Genomic DNA, 15569 nt, shown 5'->3' with positions numbered 1-15569 from the left:
TGCCGGTCACTTAAGGTGACCGGCATTGTTTTTAAAAGGATATTTTGGCTTTTTAGGCCTGACTTCCCTTTCATACTTCCGCTCTCTTCCCGGGGGAAGCTTCAGCATCGCCGCGTTGCTGTAAAAGTGCTTCAGATGCCCCGGTATAGCGCCAGGCGATGACCAGGGCAACCCGATTAACAGCCTGAGTATCTCTGTCAGCGAACCGCTGAAGCTTAGCTGATACGGCAGATAATTACCTTTCAGGCTGAACGCCATTTTCACCATCTGATATCGCACCAGATTATAGGTTAGCAGTATTCCCCAGAGCTCCTGCCTCACTATCCCCGGTAATTTGCTTCTCAGCGTCCAGCGACCGCCACACAACATCTGCTTTGCTTCCCGATACCCCAGCTCTATTTCCCACCGGTGCTTATACAGCTCTGCAACGTCTGCTGCCGGATAACGCATTGCATCCTTCATCGAGGTGAGTACCTGACGTTCAACACCGTTAACCTTACGTCTGATGAGTCGTACAGTGAGTGTCTCCGGCAGTTTTTCCCACTGCTTTCTCGCCTGAGGGGAGGTCTTCAGCATAATCAGTTCATCCTTTTTACCCAGCCTGCGTACCACCTCATACTGTGTTCCTTTTTTCAGTGGCAGCAGCCAGTGACGGTTTTCCCCCGCACTGTGCCATTCATGCAGTAACCCTGCAGACCAGAAGCCTTTGTCGAACAGCGTCACACTGTTATCCGGTACCTTCCCTATCAGCCCTGCTGCCAACCGCATCTCATTAACGTCGTAACGATCCATCACGCTGGCGCGCAGCAGATGGCTGCTCAGTTCCATCAGGCAGACCATGCGAACCTGAGGATAGCCTTTTTCACCGTACTGATTTTCTGCTTTCGCAAAAGCCGCGGCATTCTCTGGTGTGTCCGGTGTTCGCCAGACAACGCCATCAACAGCATTCAGAGTCAGGCCGTGCCAGAGCGGATGCCGGGATTCCCTGTGCCAGTGCTGTTGTGTGAGGTCAAAGAGTACCCTGACAGGGTCTTCACCCAGTTTTTTACGGCGGGCGATTACGGAGCTGGGTGCAGTGAATGACCTGCCGGAGCGGTCAGCAATATCCATCAGATTAACGATATGAGAGAGAGGTTTATTATTGAATATCGCCATACCGATGACCAGCCAGACCATGGACTCAAGAGGTAATTTTCGTTTGCGAAGAGTGACCGTATCGGTGAGAGAAAATGCCTGCTGTATAAGCTCTGGAGGGAGAAGATCGGCAAGGGATTGCACTTCATCCGGAGCGGTAAGGTTAATCATGCCCAGTGCTTGTGAAAGTTCCATTTAAAAAGGGTCCATGTTGAACATGAACCCTTTTTACATCATGCACTGGATCGATCAAGTAGTCTTAAACGATCGGCATTACCCCTGAGGGCGCTTTAAAGAGGATGTTGCCGGTCTCAGCCTAACTGCTTACGGGCATTACGGAAGATACGCATCCATGGGCTGTCTTCGCCCCACTCCTGCGGGTGCCAGGAGTTGCTGACGGTACGAAATACACGTTCAGGGTGCGGCATCATAATCGTGACACGACCGCTGGTGTTGGTGACCGCCGTGATCCCTTGCGGGGAACCATTCGGGTTCGCCGGATAAGCTTCAGTCGGTTGACCATAGTTATCCACGTAACGCAGTGCCACCAGGTCCGCTGCCTGAAGCGCATCCAGATGGGCCTGGTCTGCAAATTCAGCAAAGCCTTCACCATGCGATACCGCAATCGGCATCCGGGAGCCGGACATGCCGGATAGCAGCAGAGACGGGCTGTCAGCCACTTCGACCAGGCTGAAACGACCTTCAAAACGCTCTGACTGGTTACGGACGAACCTTGGCCACAGATCACTCCCCGGGATCAGTTCACGGAGATTCGACATCATCTGACAACCATTACAGACGCCGAGTGCCAGTGTCCCGGTACGGTTAAAGAACTGTTCAAAGGTTTCACGAACCCGCGGATTAAACAGGATCGATTTTGCCCAGCCTTCACCGGCACCTAACACATCCCCGTAAGAGAAGCCGCCACAGGCCGACAACATATGAAAATCGTCCAGAGACTGACGTCCGGCCAGCAGATCGCTCATATGCACATCCACAGCCTCAAAACCGGCACGGTGGAAGGCTGCTGCCATCTCCACATGTGAATTAACCCCCTGCTCGCGCAGTACGGCCAGTTTTGGTCTGACGCCGGTCGCAATCATCGGCGCAGCGATATCTTCTGCCGGGTTGAAACTCAGGCTGACATTCAGGCCCGGGTCGTTGTTATCGAGTTTTGACTGGTGTTCTTCATCGGCACACTCCGGGTTATCACGTAACCGCTGCATCTGCCAGGTGGTTTCCGCCCACCAGCGACGCAGTGTCGAGCGTTTTTCCTGGTAAATCACCTGGTGACCGGTATTGATCACAAACTCATCGCCAGGCTCAGCAGCACCAAGAACATGCAGGCATTCTGACAGACCATGAGCGGCAAAAATATCGCTGATGGCTTGTTTATCTTCCGCTTTCACCTGGATAACCGCACCCAGCTCTTCGGTAAACAACGATGCCAAAACATCCTGCCCCAGTGAGGCCACGTCAACACGGAGACCACAATGGCCTGTAAAGGCCATTTCAGCCAGAGTGACCAGTAGCCCCCCGTCAGAACGGTCATGGTAAGCCAGTAGTTTCTGTTCAGAAACCAGCTGCTGGATAGCGTTGAAGAAACCCGCCAGTTGTTGCGCATTGCGGACATCTGCCGGTTTATCCCCGAGCTGGCTGTAAACCTGTGCCAGTGCTGTGGCTCCCAGCGTATTAGCCCCCGCCCCCAGGTCCACCAGCATCAGCAGGTTATCTGTATCGGGTTGCAATTGAGGCGTGACCGTATGACGAACATCTTCTACACGGGCGAAAGCCGTGATCACCAGAGATAACGGTGACGTCATCTCTCTTGGCTGATTATCCTGCTGCCAGCGGGTTTTCATCGACATCGAGTCTTTACCGACAGGAATGGTCAGACCCAGTGCCGGACACAGTTCTTCACCCACGGCTTTTACCGCGGCATATAACCCGGCATCTTCCCCGGGGTGTCCGGCGGCTGACATCCAGTTTGCGGAAAGCTTGATTCGGCTCAGAGAACCGATATCGGTGGCGGCCAGGTTGGTCAACGCTTCACCGACGGCCAGGCGGGCAGAGGCGGCAAAATCAAGCAGTGCCACAGGAGCACGCTCACCCATGGCGAAGGCTTCACCATGATAGCTGTCCAGGCTGGCAGTCGTCACGGCACAGTTTGCAACCGGAACCTGCCATGGCCCGACCATCTGGTCACGGGCCACCATTCCGGTCACGGAACGGTCACCGATGGTGATAAGGAAAGTCTTTTCAGCAACGCCAGGCAGGTGCATAACGCGCTTAACCGCGTCGGACAGTGATATTTCATCACGGTTTAATGCCGTCCCGCAGACCTGTTTTGTTTCGACGTCACGCGTCATTTTCGGGGTTTTCCCCAGCAAAACATCCAGCGGCATATCGATAGGCTGATTATCGAAGTGCGTGTCGTTCAGTGTCAGATGCAGTTCTTCAGTAGCTTCGCCAATCACCGCATAAGGTGCACGTTCACGCTGACATAACTGCTCAAACAGTGGCAGTTTGTCCGGCGAAACGGCTAAAACATAACGTTCCTGCGATTCATTACACCAGACTTCCAGCGGACTCATGCCCGGCTCATCGTTCAGGATATCACGCAGATTGAAACGACCACCGCGTCCCCCGTCACTGACCAGCTCCGGCATCGCGTTAGACAGACCACCGGCACCGACATCATGGATAAACAGAATCGGGTTCTGTTCGCCCAGCTGCCAGCAGCGGTCAATCACTTCCTGACAGCGGCGCTCCATTTCCGGGTTGTCACGCTGAACAGACGCAAAATCCAGGTCGGCATCTGACTGGCCGGAAGCCATCGATGACGCGGCACCGCCGCCCAGGCCGATATTCATCGCCGGACCACCTAATACGATCAGTTTAGCACCGATGCTGATCTCGCCTTTCTGTACATGATCACCACGGATATTACCGATCCCCCCGGCCAGCATAACGGGCTTATGGTAGCCACGCAGCTCTTCGCCGTTATGACTCGTCACCCGGGCTTCGTAGGTACGGAAGTAACCGTTCAGCGCCGGACGACCAAATTCATTATTAAATGCAGCACCGCCCAACGGGCCATCGGTCATAATGTCCAGCGCGGTCACAATACGGTCCGGTTTACCGAAATCCTGCTCCCAGGGTTGTTCAAAGCCCGGGATACGCAGGTTAGAAACAGAGAACCCGCTCAGGCCCGCTTTAGGTTTAGCACCGCGTCCGGTCGCCCCCTCATCACGGATTTCTCCCCCGGAGCCGGTCGCCGCCCCCGGCCATGGAGAAATCGCTGTCGGGTGGTTGTGAGTTTCGACTTTCATCAGGATATGAGCATCTTCCTGATGGAAATCATAAACCCCCTGTTTATCGTCGGCATAGAAACGCCCGACCTTTGAGCCTTCCATCACTGCGGCATTGTCTTTATAGGCCGACAGCACATGCTCAGGGTTTTTCTCAAAGGTATTTTTAATCATTTTAAACAGCGACTTCGGCTGTTTTACGCCATCGATGACCCAATCCGCATTAAAAATTTTATGCCGGCAGTGCTCTGAGTTGGCCTGAGCAAACATATAGAGTTCGATATCGTTAGGATTGCGTCCCAGTCCGGTAAACGCTGCCAACAGGTAATCAATTTCATCCTCTGCCAGAGCAAGACCGAGAGAAGCGTTTGCCTCCTCCAGTGCCTGACGGCCCTTACCGAGAATATCTACCGCTTTCACCGGCTGAGGCTGGTGCTGAACAAATAGCTGTTCCGCCTGAGTCAGTGAGGTGTAAACCGTTTCCATCATCCGGTCATGTAATAAAGCAGACAGCTCAGCCCACTGAGATCCCGAAATCGTCTCAGCCTGGATATAGAATGCCAGCCCTCTTTCCAGACGGATGACTTTCGCCAGTTCACAGTTATGAGCAATGTCTGTCGCTTTAGAAGACCAGGGGGAAATCGTCCCGGGACGTGGAGTGACCAGCAGTAAACGTCCGGCAGGTTCATGCTCCGCCAGTGAGGGGCCGTATTTAAGAAGACGTTGAAGACGGTTTTTTTCATCCTCGGTCAGGGGAGAACTGACATCGGCAAAATGTACATATTCAGCATAAATATCGCTGACGGGCAGGTGAGCATTTCTGAAACTGTTCAGGAGTTTGTTAATACGAAATGCCGACAGAGCGGGCGAGCCACGCAAAATTTCCATCATTAAAGATCTCTCGTCTTCGAAACGCCGGACGACGCTTCATTGGGCGCAACAGGGGAAAACGGACGCCATTATAAAGAATAACCCTCTGTTACGAAACCGTTTGCGTTGAATTTCTGCGGATAATCCTGAGGTCAAAAAACAAACATTTCTTGCTATAAAAGTTGCTCTTTGCCGCTTTGTTGCTCAGAATGCACCTCGCTCCGGGCTGTTTACCCTCTGTTACATTCCTGCCAAAAGGCTAAACCCGGAGCTGATTAACGAGATAACTTATTGAAATATTTTAAATTAAATTATCTTTTGATCGGTCTTGTCACCTTGTTACTGGCAATCGCTTTATGGCCTGCTATCACCTGGCATTCAGGGACACAAGATACTCTGTCGCAGATCAAATCCCGCGGAGTGTTACGTGTCAGCACCATAAGCTCTTCTCTGACCTGGCAAAAGAACAGCAAAAATCCGACCGGGATGGATTACGAGCTGGCTAAACGCTTTGCAGATTATCTGGGCGTGAAGCTGGAAGTGTCCGTACGTCCGAACATTGAAAGTCTGTTTGATGACCTTAATCATCATCGCGCAGATATTCTGGCGGCCGGACTGGCATGGGACCCGGAGCGCCAGCGTGATTACCGTAGCGGCCCTGCTTATTATATGACGACACAGCAACTGGTTTACCGGGTTAATAAACCTCGCCCGAAAAGCCTGGATGATTTACATGGCACCTTATCCGTTCCCTCTGAATCGTCCTTTATTTCGACGCTGGAGGCGTTCAAAGCGAAGAAGTATCCCGGGCTCAGCTGGCATGTTGAAAAGAAACTGAGTCCGCAAGCCATGCTGGAACAGGTGGCTGACGGAAAACTGGACTATACCATCGGTGACTCAGCCACTATCGGTATGATGCAGCGGATCCATCCGCAACTGGCCGTGGCCTTCGATGTAACCAATGAAGCCCCGGTAAACTGGTATATGGCGAAGACGGCTGATGACAGTCTGAATGCCGCAATGCTGGATTTTTACAACCAGCTTAACGAAGATGGCACCCTGGCCAGACTGGATGAGAAATACCTGGGACACACCGGTAATTTTGATTACGTGGATACCCGGACGTTCCTGCGGGCTATCGATAGTACATTACCGTCATTGCAGCCCCTGTTCAGGAAGTACGCCAGCCAGATAGACTGGCGACTGCTGGCCGCCGTTGCTTACCAGGAATCCCACTGGGATCCGCAGGCCACCTCTCCGACCGGGGTCCGGGGAATGATGATGCTGACCCGTAATACGGCAGACAGCCTCAATGTCACTAATCGCCTTGATGCTGCGGAAAGTATTCGCGGCGGCAGCCAGTATTTACAGGAACTGATGGATAAAGTTCCACAGACGATCCCCCCGGATGAACGTATCTGGTTCGCCCTGGCGGCTTATAATATGGGCTTTGCTCATATGATGGATGCCCGCAAGCTGACCATGATGCAAGGGGCTAATCCGGACAGCTGGGCAGATGTTAAACAACGTCTGCCGCTGCTGTCACAAAAGCGTTACTATCGTCTGACGACTTATGGATTTGCCCGTGGCACAGAAGCCTATAATTACGTGGAAAATATTCGTAAGTACAATATCAGCCTGGTCGGGTATCTGCAGGAAATAGAGAAGAAGAAACAAAAAATCATCCCTATTCCTGACTCTGACATTCCTTCCCCGTCAGAGCCACAAATAGCGATGAACTGATCCGATGTGCTACTGATCCTCGCGCTGCGTCTGACGCAGCGCTTTTTTTTGTGCCCTACGCAGGCGGAAGAACTCGCTTAACTGATCCGCACATTCTTCTGCCAGCAGGCCCCCCTCCACGACTATCCGATGATTCATCCCGGGATGATGCAGAATATCCAGTAATGAACCCGCCGCCCCCGTTTTCGCATCACGCGCCCCGTAGACCAGTCGGGAGATACGGCTATGGATCATCGCCCCGGCACACATTGTGCAAGGTTCCAGGGTGACATAGAGCGTGGTATCCAGTAACCGGTAATTTTCCAGTGCCTTTCCGCCCTGGCGTAATGCCATCATTTCGGCATGGGCCGTCGGATCATGATCCCCGATAGGATGATTCCAGCCCTCGGCAATCACTTCGCCGTCATGAACTAACACCGCTCCGACAGGCACTTCATTATTTTCCTGAGCCCGGGTGGCTAACGCCATGGCATAACGCATCCAGTACTCATCATTTTTGTCGGTCAACGTTCTATCCTCTGAAAACGGTATCAGTGCCGATTATAACGATTTCAGGTCGTAAATCGTAGTACAGCGGAATTTTCACAGGCTGTGGAAGAGTAAAACGGTGCGCACACCGTCACAGGGGTTATTAATTATGGTTTTTTATATTAATAACCTCTTCTCACGCTCAATTTTATTGCTAATTATTTCAAGGCGAAGCTTTATTGAAGAGACTGACTTACACTAAATTATCGCTAACTGAGACGAAATGGTGACAAGTCACACACAAAATCAGCCATTGAGGTAAAGAGGAAACCTCAGCCAGCGTTGATTCCCCCTCCCCGTCCGCTTTTCACCGGATGAGAACATTCCTAACATTGTGCTAATCTGTTCACAGCGAAAATATCATTAATAAAATTAACCAATAATCCTTAAAACCGGCATATCACGCCGTTAATGTGGCAGAAATGCTGTTATCCCTCCGGGAAATACAGCGCCACCGGATAGGTTGCCGTCTTTCACACTGCATAAGGTTACTTGTTTATGAAACTCAGAAAAACACTGTTGATTACGTTAGGGTGTGCCTTAACCACCGCATTAACCAGCCTTTCGGCCAGCGCGACAGAAGGGACATTAACCGGTCAGGTCGGGGTTGAAGTGACTATCAAAGAAGGTTGTACTGTCGCAAACGGCAGCTCGTCTTCAGGGACGAACAGTTGGGGTACACTTAATTTTGGTACCTATGCTGATTTAACCTCAATCATTAATGGCAGTGTGTTAGGTTCCGACGGGAAGGATGCCGTAACGGTGACCTGTACCGCAGGGCTGAGCCCGACCCTGACGCTGGATGGCGGGCTGAATGAATCAGGTAATGTCCGTAATATGGTAAACACCACGACCACCAGCGGTACGACTACCAGCTCTGATATCGCTTATCACCTCTATTCCGATGCTTCTTACGACACAGAAATTAAACCCGGCACCTCTATTTCACTGACGGCCAGTGGTGATGCGCAAAGTATTCCTATCTATGGACGGATCCTGCCGACCGGTCAAAGCTCGACGGCACCGGCCTCTGGGACTTATACCGATACAGTGACAGCGACGTTAGCCTGGTAAACAGGTGAAGATAAGTGAAATGACCTGCCACTTCACTTTAGTCGCTCTGTTAACCCTGTTTTCGGTCGCCGTTTTTGCAGATACCACCACGAGCAGCTTCACCGTCTCCTCAGTGATCACCAGCGGGTGCGCTCTCGGGACAAGCAGTAGTGATTCGGTAACCGATTTCGGTACCCTGAATTTCGGTTCGATGTCCTCGATAGCGGATAACGTGGATGTGGCAAGTACTCCCGGGGCAGGTTCGATTGTCGTGACCTGCACCCCGGGGACGTCCATTTCTATTGCACTTGATTACGGGCTCCATGGCGGTTCTGCCAGCGAACGTTATATGAAAAACAGCGACAGCACCGCGACCCTCGGCTATCAGCTTTATCAGGATGCCGCTCACAGTACCGTCTGGGGCTCGGGCTCACTGGCCTACAGCGTCGCATCCTTTCCCGACACGACCCAGACATACACCCTATATGGACGGTTATTTCCGGTCACAGGATTACCCACCGCCGGCACCTATACCGATACCATTACCGTTACTCTGACTTATTAAAGCGTAAACACATGAAAATCCGATCTGTCTTGCTCTCTCTCTTATTCTCAGTCCCCGTATTTTTTACTGCTGCCAATGCCGCAAGCTCCGTATTGGTATGGCCGATATTCCAGGTGATAAAGAATAGCGACAGAGGCTCCGAGCTATGGCTTCAGAACCAGGGAGACAGTGCCGTCACCTTGCAGGTGCGGATTTTTAAATGGCAGCAACGTCACTCAGCCCCGGTTTACTCTGACCAGAAAGATGTGCTGGCAAGCCCCCCTTTCGTGACCATCCAGCCGGGTGGAAGACAGCTGATCCGCCTGATGCGTCTCCGGTCGACAGCTCCGCACCAGGAAGATGCTTACCGCATTGTTATCGATGAAATTCCCGGGGTGATGACACCTCAGAAGCAAAAAAATAATGCCGGACTGATTATGCGCATGCGTTATGTATTACCGCTGTTCCTGTATGGTCAGGGCATTCAGCCTGTCGGTGAGAACGGGCCGGTCACGGATATCCGGAAAAACCTCTCCTGGCAGATACTGTCCTCCGGGGGGAAATCCGTACTGGCCATCACCAACCATGGCAAACTTCATGCCCGGCTGAGTGATATTTTCTGGGGAAGTGATGCGATGCATCCTGACGTTTTTATCTCGAAAGGATTTCTGGGGTATGTTCTGCCGGGGCAGACGATGAACTTCCCTTTACCGGAAAAGACTTCCCGGCATCCACAACTGTTTACGCGGCTGGAAGATAATGTGGCACCGGTCATGATAAACGCTGGCAGATAATCATGAATAAGGCCTTTCACCCGCTGTTTTTAGGCGTGGCCTGCACCCTGTCCGGCATCGCCCGGGCAGACGATTTTAATCAGTTGCCTCCACCGACACTGAGCCAGGCAGAAAGCAAGGCCTATACCCTTTACCTGACATTGTCAGTTAACGGTAATAAAAATCCTGATCTGGTCCCGGTATCGGTGAACAACGGGCATTTTCTGGTGGGCGCCGCCGTTTTAAGAAAAAACTATCTTAAGTTCCCGGCCACGTCAGGGGTAGTGGATGTCACTCAACTCGCCGGGGTGCATGCCTCTTATGACAGCGCCCGGCAGCAACTGAACCTGCGGGTCCCTGATAACTGGCTGCCTGAACAGTTTCTGGGTAACCGTCAGCAACAGAAAGACCCGGTTCCGGTCACCAGTCATGGCTTGCTGCTCAATTATGATACCTACAGTCTGAAATCGGCCTCCGGCACAGCCACCACCAGTACCCTTTTAGAAGGCCGGTTCTTTAGCGATGAAGGCTCGCTTTCACAAAGTGGCGTCTGGCGAACGACGTGGCAAGGCAACGATAACTCCCCGCAAGGGTATATGCGTTATGACACGACCTGGAAATACAGTGATGTTAACCGGTTAATCAGTGTTCAGGTCGGAGATTTCATCAGTGATTCTCTGACCTGGAGCAACTCCGTTCATATGGCCGGGTTACGGGTCAGCCGCAACTTCGGTGTTCGTCCGGACCTGGTGACTTATCCGTTATTAAACTGGTCAGGTTCAGCGGCCGTCCCCGGAACGGTAAACCTGTTCGTTAACGGCTATAAGACCAGCAGCCAGTCGGTGAATGCCGGTCCGTACACACTGACTAACATCCCCTTTATTAACGGCGCCGGTGAAGCTACCGTCGTGACGACAGATGCGCTGGGTCGTCAGGTTTCAACCACTCTGCCGTTTTACGTATCCAATAAATTACTTGCCCGCGGACTGAGTGATTTTGACTTCTCTGCCGGGGCATTACGCCGGGACTATGGGACAAAAAGTAATGATTACGGCGAAGGTGCCTTCAGCGGTATTTACCGTTACGGCCTGACGAATCGGATCACCGGCTCAGTACACAGCGAAGCCAGCGAAAAATTATGGCTCGCCGGCGCAGGGGCTGACTTTACTCCAGGGCAATGGGGAACCCTCAGTCTGTCGGTTAGCCATAGTCAGTACAACAGCCGGCAAAACGGGGAGCAGTATACCTCCGGCTGGTCCTATTATGGCCGGCACTGGAGCATGAATCTTCAGCATATCAATACCAGCGGCACTTATCTGGATCTGTCAAATGACAGTAATGACGCCCCTTCCAGCCACAGCTCAGACCAGGCCACCTTCAGTATTACCCCCGCAGGCCAGACCGCCGGAACCTTCGGACTGGGTTATTTCGCTATCCGGGCGGATGATGGCATTCGAACCCGGCTGGCTAACGCTTCATGGAGTCACGCCCTCGGCCGCAGCGCCAGCTTCAGTCTGAGTCTGAGCCAAACGTTAAGCAGCCATGCATTGACCGGCGTAGCGCAATTGACTATCCCATGGGGGGATCAGGCTACGGTGAATGCCACCGCAAATCAGGACGCCAATGGCCAGGTCACCGGACAGATCGGTTACACAAGCGCCGCACCGGTGGAAGGTGGCCTTGGATGGACGGTCGCCCACTCCTTCACGAAGGAGAATTATAACCAGGCAAACCTGACCTGGATAAACCGTTATTCGACGCTCAGCGGCGGGTTCTATGGCGATGAAAATAATGTCTCCCGGTGGATGGAAGCCAGTGGATCTCTCATTGCGATGGATAATGATTATTTTCTTTCCCGGCAAATCAACGATGCTTTTATTGTGGCAGATACCGACGGCTATCCGAATACAGAAGTCAGTTATGAGAACCGTCGGGTCGGGGTCACCGATAAACAGGGACATCTGCTTATCCCCTGGGTTTCCGGCTGGTATGCAGGGAAAGTCTCTATCGATACCATGAATTTGCCGGAGGATATTGATGCTCCGGTGCCGGAAAAACGGGTTGCTGTACGTGAGGACAGTGGTGCCATTGTGCACTTCCCTGTTATGCGGGTACGCTCAGCGATACTGACCCTCACCAATGATCGGGGACAGCCTTTGCCGCTGGGCACTCAGGTGACCGAACTGAACAGTGGTCAGTCCGCCGTCATCGGCTATGACGGCCAGGCCTGGTTATCGCATCTTGGCAGAAAGAATCGCTTAGTGGTCACGACCCCGGACGGTGAATGTCACTATTCCTTTACCTTACCTCAGGAAACCCGGCTCCCTGCCGCCATAGGCCCTATAGAATGTCACTTCCCTTCAGTAAAGGAGCCGATAAATGACCGGTAATGCTTTCATCCTGCGGCTGGCAGGACTCTTATTACTCTGTTTTTCTCATCTCTGTCTGGCCGACTGTACGGCCAGTTCGGCGAGCGGGAGCTTCGGCTCGCTCAGTTCATTCACCCTGGCCAGTACCGCTGAAACCGTGGAGACCGGTTCCGGCTTTACCTGTACCGGCGGGCTATTAACGTTATTAAGTACGGATACGATCACCGCGACTATTGCCTCCTCGGCAGGAGAAAATGGCAGCACACCACAGATGACCAGCGCATCGGGCAGTGCTATTCCTTATACAATATGCGCTAGTTCCGGTTGCGGCACGACCTATACCATAGGTCAGACTATCACCTGGAACTCTACCTCACTACTCGGGCTACTGGGGCTGTTTGATGCCAGTGACGGTTCTTTACCTCTGTATATCCACACTACCGCCGGCCTGAATGTACCGGCCGGAACCTATACCGATACCATCACCATCGACTGGCATTACAATATCTGTTTTATCGGCCTGCTGGGGATCTGCGCGTATACCACGGGAGATACGACTTCAGCCGTCACCTTAACCGCGATAGTGACTAATGATTGCACTATTGAAGAGGCGCCGGATGTCAGCTTCGGCAGTGCAGCATTACCGGCAGACTTCTCCCCGGTGGCCAGTGCACTGACTATCCTGTGCACAAAAAATGCCGCCTATACCGTCAACCTGAGCAGCAGTAATCCGGTCAGCGGGGACTGGCGACAGATGTCATCGGCGATTGACGGGTCGACACACTATTTGCTTTACCAGCTTTATCAGGCGGATGGCACCGCCTGGACACCCGAAAATGACCAGAGTGAAACAGGCACCGGCGAGGATCAGACCGTCAATTATACCGCAAAGGTGGACAGCTCTCAGACCAATCAGCCTGCCGGCAGTTATACAGACACCGTGACCGTGACTGTCACCTATTAACACCAGTCCCCCGGAGGAGGAAAATATCAGGCAGGTACTCTACTCAATCTGCTGTATTTCACCCCCGGGGGTGATCCGCCAGCGGTGCTGACAAAAAGATAACAGCGGATTGTCCTGCCGGCTGTCACTGTAGCCGCTGAATAGCACTAACGGATGCCCGATACGCTTTTCCAGCTGGGTTACTTTTTCATGCCCCAGACAACGCAGTGTCAGTACCCTTCCGCCAAAACGCCTCTCCATACGGGTCGCAATCAGATTCACCGCTGGCAGGAAATCACTCTGCTGATAGACCTGTTCGACCAGCGATTGCGGAGAACCGGTAATCAGCCAGACACTGGTATCACTGGCTTTCAGATACTCATTAAGACGCTGCATCACCCGGGGGAATGGCGTCACACGCTGACGGAACCAGCGGCAGAAATCAGCATCCTGCTGCCGCAACGCTGCCTCACTCCGTCCGGCTGTTATTGACCAAAGTAACAGACTTATCGGCCAGCGTGCAGCCCTGCCACAAAGCAGCAACCCGGAAATAATCACCGGAAGTAACGGAACCACCAGCAACATATTTTGCGGCTGCCTGGCCAGCGAAAAACGGAGATAGCAACCAAATAAGTCCTGTTTATGCAGAGTGCCATCAAGATCAAAGAAAATGACCCGTTTATCTTGTTTCTTCATCAGTAGATTCCCTTAGCCGGTATCCGGTGACGGACGGTATCGTCACTGAGAAGCATAATGTAAGCCACATGCCGGAGGCAGAAAAGCGCTTTATCCGTTTGCCCTGCCCCGGAAGGGGGAAGTTGTCAGGCGAATTCCCCCCTGCGATCAATCACCGCAACCGGCCTCTTTTAAGCATAGGGATGCCTTCCCGGGTAATGCTACCAACTTATTGATTTAGTATATGATGGTGTTTTTGAGGTGCTTTTATGGCTTCCATTCCCGTGCGTTATCCCGCCAGTGCCGGGACTGAAGGCGTAGTTCGTAACGGTAAAAGTACTGCAGGTCATCAGCGTTATCTCTGCAAGCCGTGTCGTAAGACATGGCAACTCACTTTCACCTATACAACCCCCCAGCCCGGTAACCACCAGAAACTCATTGATATGGCTATGAATGGCGTTGGATGCCGGGTATTTTTACGACTTGCTATAGCTTTTTTTCACTTTATTATGGGCATCAGTTATAAACTCGAACCGATACTTTTCACCGTTTAGGACATAAATTAATTCATAATTCGTACTATTTTTAAGAATCAAGGGAATGCAGGTATCATGATATTTTTTCGCGATATTATCTTCTGTTAAAATAGGTAGCGCATAACTATTTTCAGACGAACTTAAAGAATAATATTCCAGAATATCACCGGGGGCCGATGCTATACAAACCCGGTTTTCATTTACGGTTGCGCTGCCCTTTTTATGAAATGCAAGTCTGTCGCCAGCGCAACCCGCCAGCAAAAAAAGGGAAAAGAATAACAAAAAATTTTTTATCATTGAGGAGATCCTTTTAAAACCCCTTGATATTTCGCAGCCAAATATTTCACAGATTGAGACGAATCATAATCTTTATAATTTATCATTCTTTTGTTCTTTACGAAGCCAAATTTCATTAGCAACCAATCATCGGACACTATTGAAGCCTGCTGCTCCATCGAATAACCAGATAAACTTTTCTCATCAAGGCTATATTTATAATTCGCAGCCCATGAAATCAAACCACGCATTCTGACGTTCATGCCACGCTGATATTGCCTGACGTGCATCATTTCATGTATAAACAGATGCTGGTAATCAACCGAAGCTATAGAGTAATCATCACGATAAACGTTGGTTTCAAACCATATCTCACCATTCGGTGTCATCGCGGTATTATTTCCCTGCATACCAAATGCCAGATAGCTACCGTGATGAACCCATACCCGATTGTATTGGATGCTGTGACGGTATAGCTCAGTTGCCAGACGAATTTCACCCGAAGTTAATAATCGCAAACCACCTCTTTTAAGCATAGGGACTCCTTCCCACATAACATCCATCTATTTCAGGTTAACTCTATAACATGAGGCAATTTTATGTCCAAGATATTATGGCTTGATCTCGAGACTTTCAGCGAAGTGCCCATAAAAAATGGAAATCATGCTTACGCCGAAAACGTGGAGGTTATGCTGTTTGCCCGGGCTGTCGATACCGCGCCGGTACATTTATGGGACGTGACCTGTGTAAGTAGACCTGTTTTAGTTCCAGACACTTTTTGAGGTTTCCGGTTTTCTGATTCCCTCCCCAATTT

12 protein-coding genes and 1 pseudogene are annotated in these 15569 nt (G+C 51.6%); 7 read left to right on the top strand and 6 right to left on the bottom strand.

Annotated elements, in window-relative coordinates:
- Positions 1-6: 6 nt before the first annotated feature.
- Positions 7-1329 carry an IS4 family transposase gene (locus tag GTPT_RS06930; RefSeq protein ID WP_038011117.1) on the bottom strand — a complete coding sequence of 441 codons (1323 nt, stop codon included), beginning with the start codon at positions 1327-1329 and terminating at the stop codon, positions 7-9.
- 116 nt (positions 1330-1445) lie between these two features.
- On the bottom strand, positions 1446-5336 hold the full coding sequence (gene purL, locus GTPT_RS06925) for a phosphoribosylformylglycinamidine synthase (protein ID WP_029991375.1): 3891 nt from the start codon (positions 5334-5336) through the stop codon (positions 1446-1448).
- Between the two features lie 270 nt (positions 5337-5606).
- Between purL and mltF the strand changes: the two genes are divergently transcribed.
- The gene (gene mltF / locus GTPT_RS06920) at positions 5607-7058 is read left to right on the top strand and encodes a membrane-bound lytic murein transglycosylase MltF (protein WP_025903701.1); all 1452 of its coding nucleotides are present in this window, start codon (positions 5607-5609) and stop codon (positions 7056-7058) included.
- Positions 7059-7067: 9 nt separating this feature from the next.
- Here the strand turns inward: mltF and tadA are convergent, their stop codons facing one another.
- Positions 7068-7565, bottom strand: coding sequence for a tRNA adenosine(34) deaminase TadA (gene tadA / locus GTPT_RS06915; RefSeq protein WP_025903702.1), 498 nt, complete (start codon positions 7563-7565; stop codon positions 7068-7070).
- Between the two features lie 519 nt (positions 7566-8084).
- Between tadA and GTPT_RS06910 the strand changes: the two genes are divergently transcribed.
- The 5 genes from GTPT_RS06910 (at position 8085) to GTPT_RS06890 (ending at position 13289) form a co-directional block, all read left to right on the top strand.
- A complete protein-coding gene (locus GTPT_RS06910; protein ID WP_025903703.1) occupies positions 8085-8660 on the top strand; it encodes a Csu type fimbrial protein in 576 nt (191 codons plus the stop codon).
- A 19-nt stretch (positions 8661-8679) separates the two neighbouring features.
- Complete coding sequence (locus tag GTPT_RS06905) at positions 8680-9204, top strand: Csu type fimbrial protein (RefSeq protein WP_025903704.1); 525 nt, start codon at positions 8680-8682, stop codon at positions 9202-9204.
- A gap of 113 nt (positions 9205-9317) precedes the next feature.
- Entirely contained in the window at positions 9318-9977 is a 660-nt protein-coding gene (locus GTPT_RS06900) for a fimbrial biogenesis chaperone (protein ID WP_235501143.1), read from the top strand.
- Positions 9978-9979: 2 nt separating this feature from the next.
- On the top strand, positions 9980-12346 hold the full coding sequence (locus tag GTPT_RS06895) for a fimbria/pilus outer membrane usher protein (protein WP_051170907.1): 2367 nt from the start codon (positions 9980-9982) through the stop codon (positions 12344-12346).
- Positions 12336-13289: a Csu type fimbrial protein gene (locus tag GTPT_RS06890; protein WP_025903707.1), complete on the top strand. Its 954-nt coding sequence runs from the start codon at positions 12336-12338 to the stop codon at positions 13287-13289. The genes GTPT_RS06895 and GTPT_RS06890 overlap by 11 nt, the downstream gene beginning before the upstream one ends.
- Before the next feature lie 39 nt (positions 13290-13328).
- Here the strand turns inward: GTPT_RS06890 and yfhb are convergent, their stop codons facing one another.
- Positions 13329-13964, bottom strand: coding sequence for a phosphatidylglycerophosphatase C (gene yfhb / locus GTPT_RS06885; RefSeq protein WP_025903708.1), 636 nt, complete (start codon positions 13962-13964; stop codon positions 13329-13331).
- A 248-nt stretch (positions 13965-14212) separates the two neighbouring features.
- Here yfhb and GTPT_RS16975 point away from each other — a divergent pair.
- Positions 14213-14428: pseudogene (locus GTPT_RS16975) on the top strand (IS1 family transposase); the annotation flags it as partial.
- Here the strand turns inward: GTPT_RS16975 and GTPT_RS17645 are convergent.
- A complete protein-coding gene (locus GTPT_RS17645) occupies positions 14420-14776 on the bottom strand; it encodes a putative T6SS immunity periplasmic lipoprotein (RefSeq protein ID WP_025903709.1) in 357 nt (118 codons plus the stop codon). The pseudogene GTPT_RS16975 and the gene GTPT_RS17645 overlap by 9 nt on opposite strands.
- Positions 14773-15291, bottom strand: coding sequence for a type IV secretion protein Rhs (locus tag GTPT_RS06875; RefSeq protein WP_081671488.1), 519 nt, complete (start codon positions 15289-15291; stop codon positions 14773-14775). The genes GTPT_RS17645 and GTPT_RS06875 overlap by 4 nt, the downstream gene beginning before the upstream one ends.
- Between the last annotated feature and the right edge of the window lie 278 nt (positions 15292-15569).

Source organism: Tatumella ptyseos ATCC 33301, assembly GCF_000735525.1.
GTDB lineage: Bacteria > Pseudomonadota > Gammaproteobacteria > Enterobacterales > Enterobacteriaceae > Tatumella > Tatumella ptyseos.
This window is presented reverse-complemented; position numbering and strand designations above follow the sequence as displayed.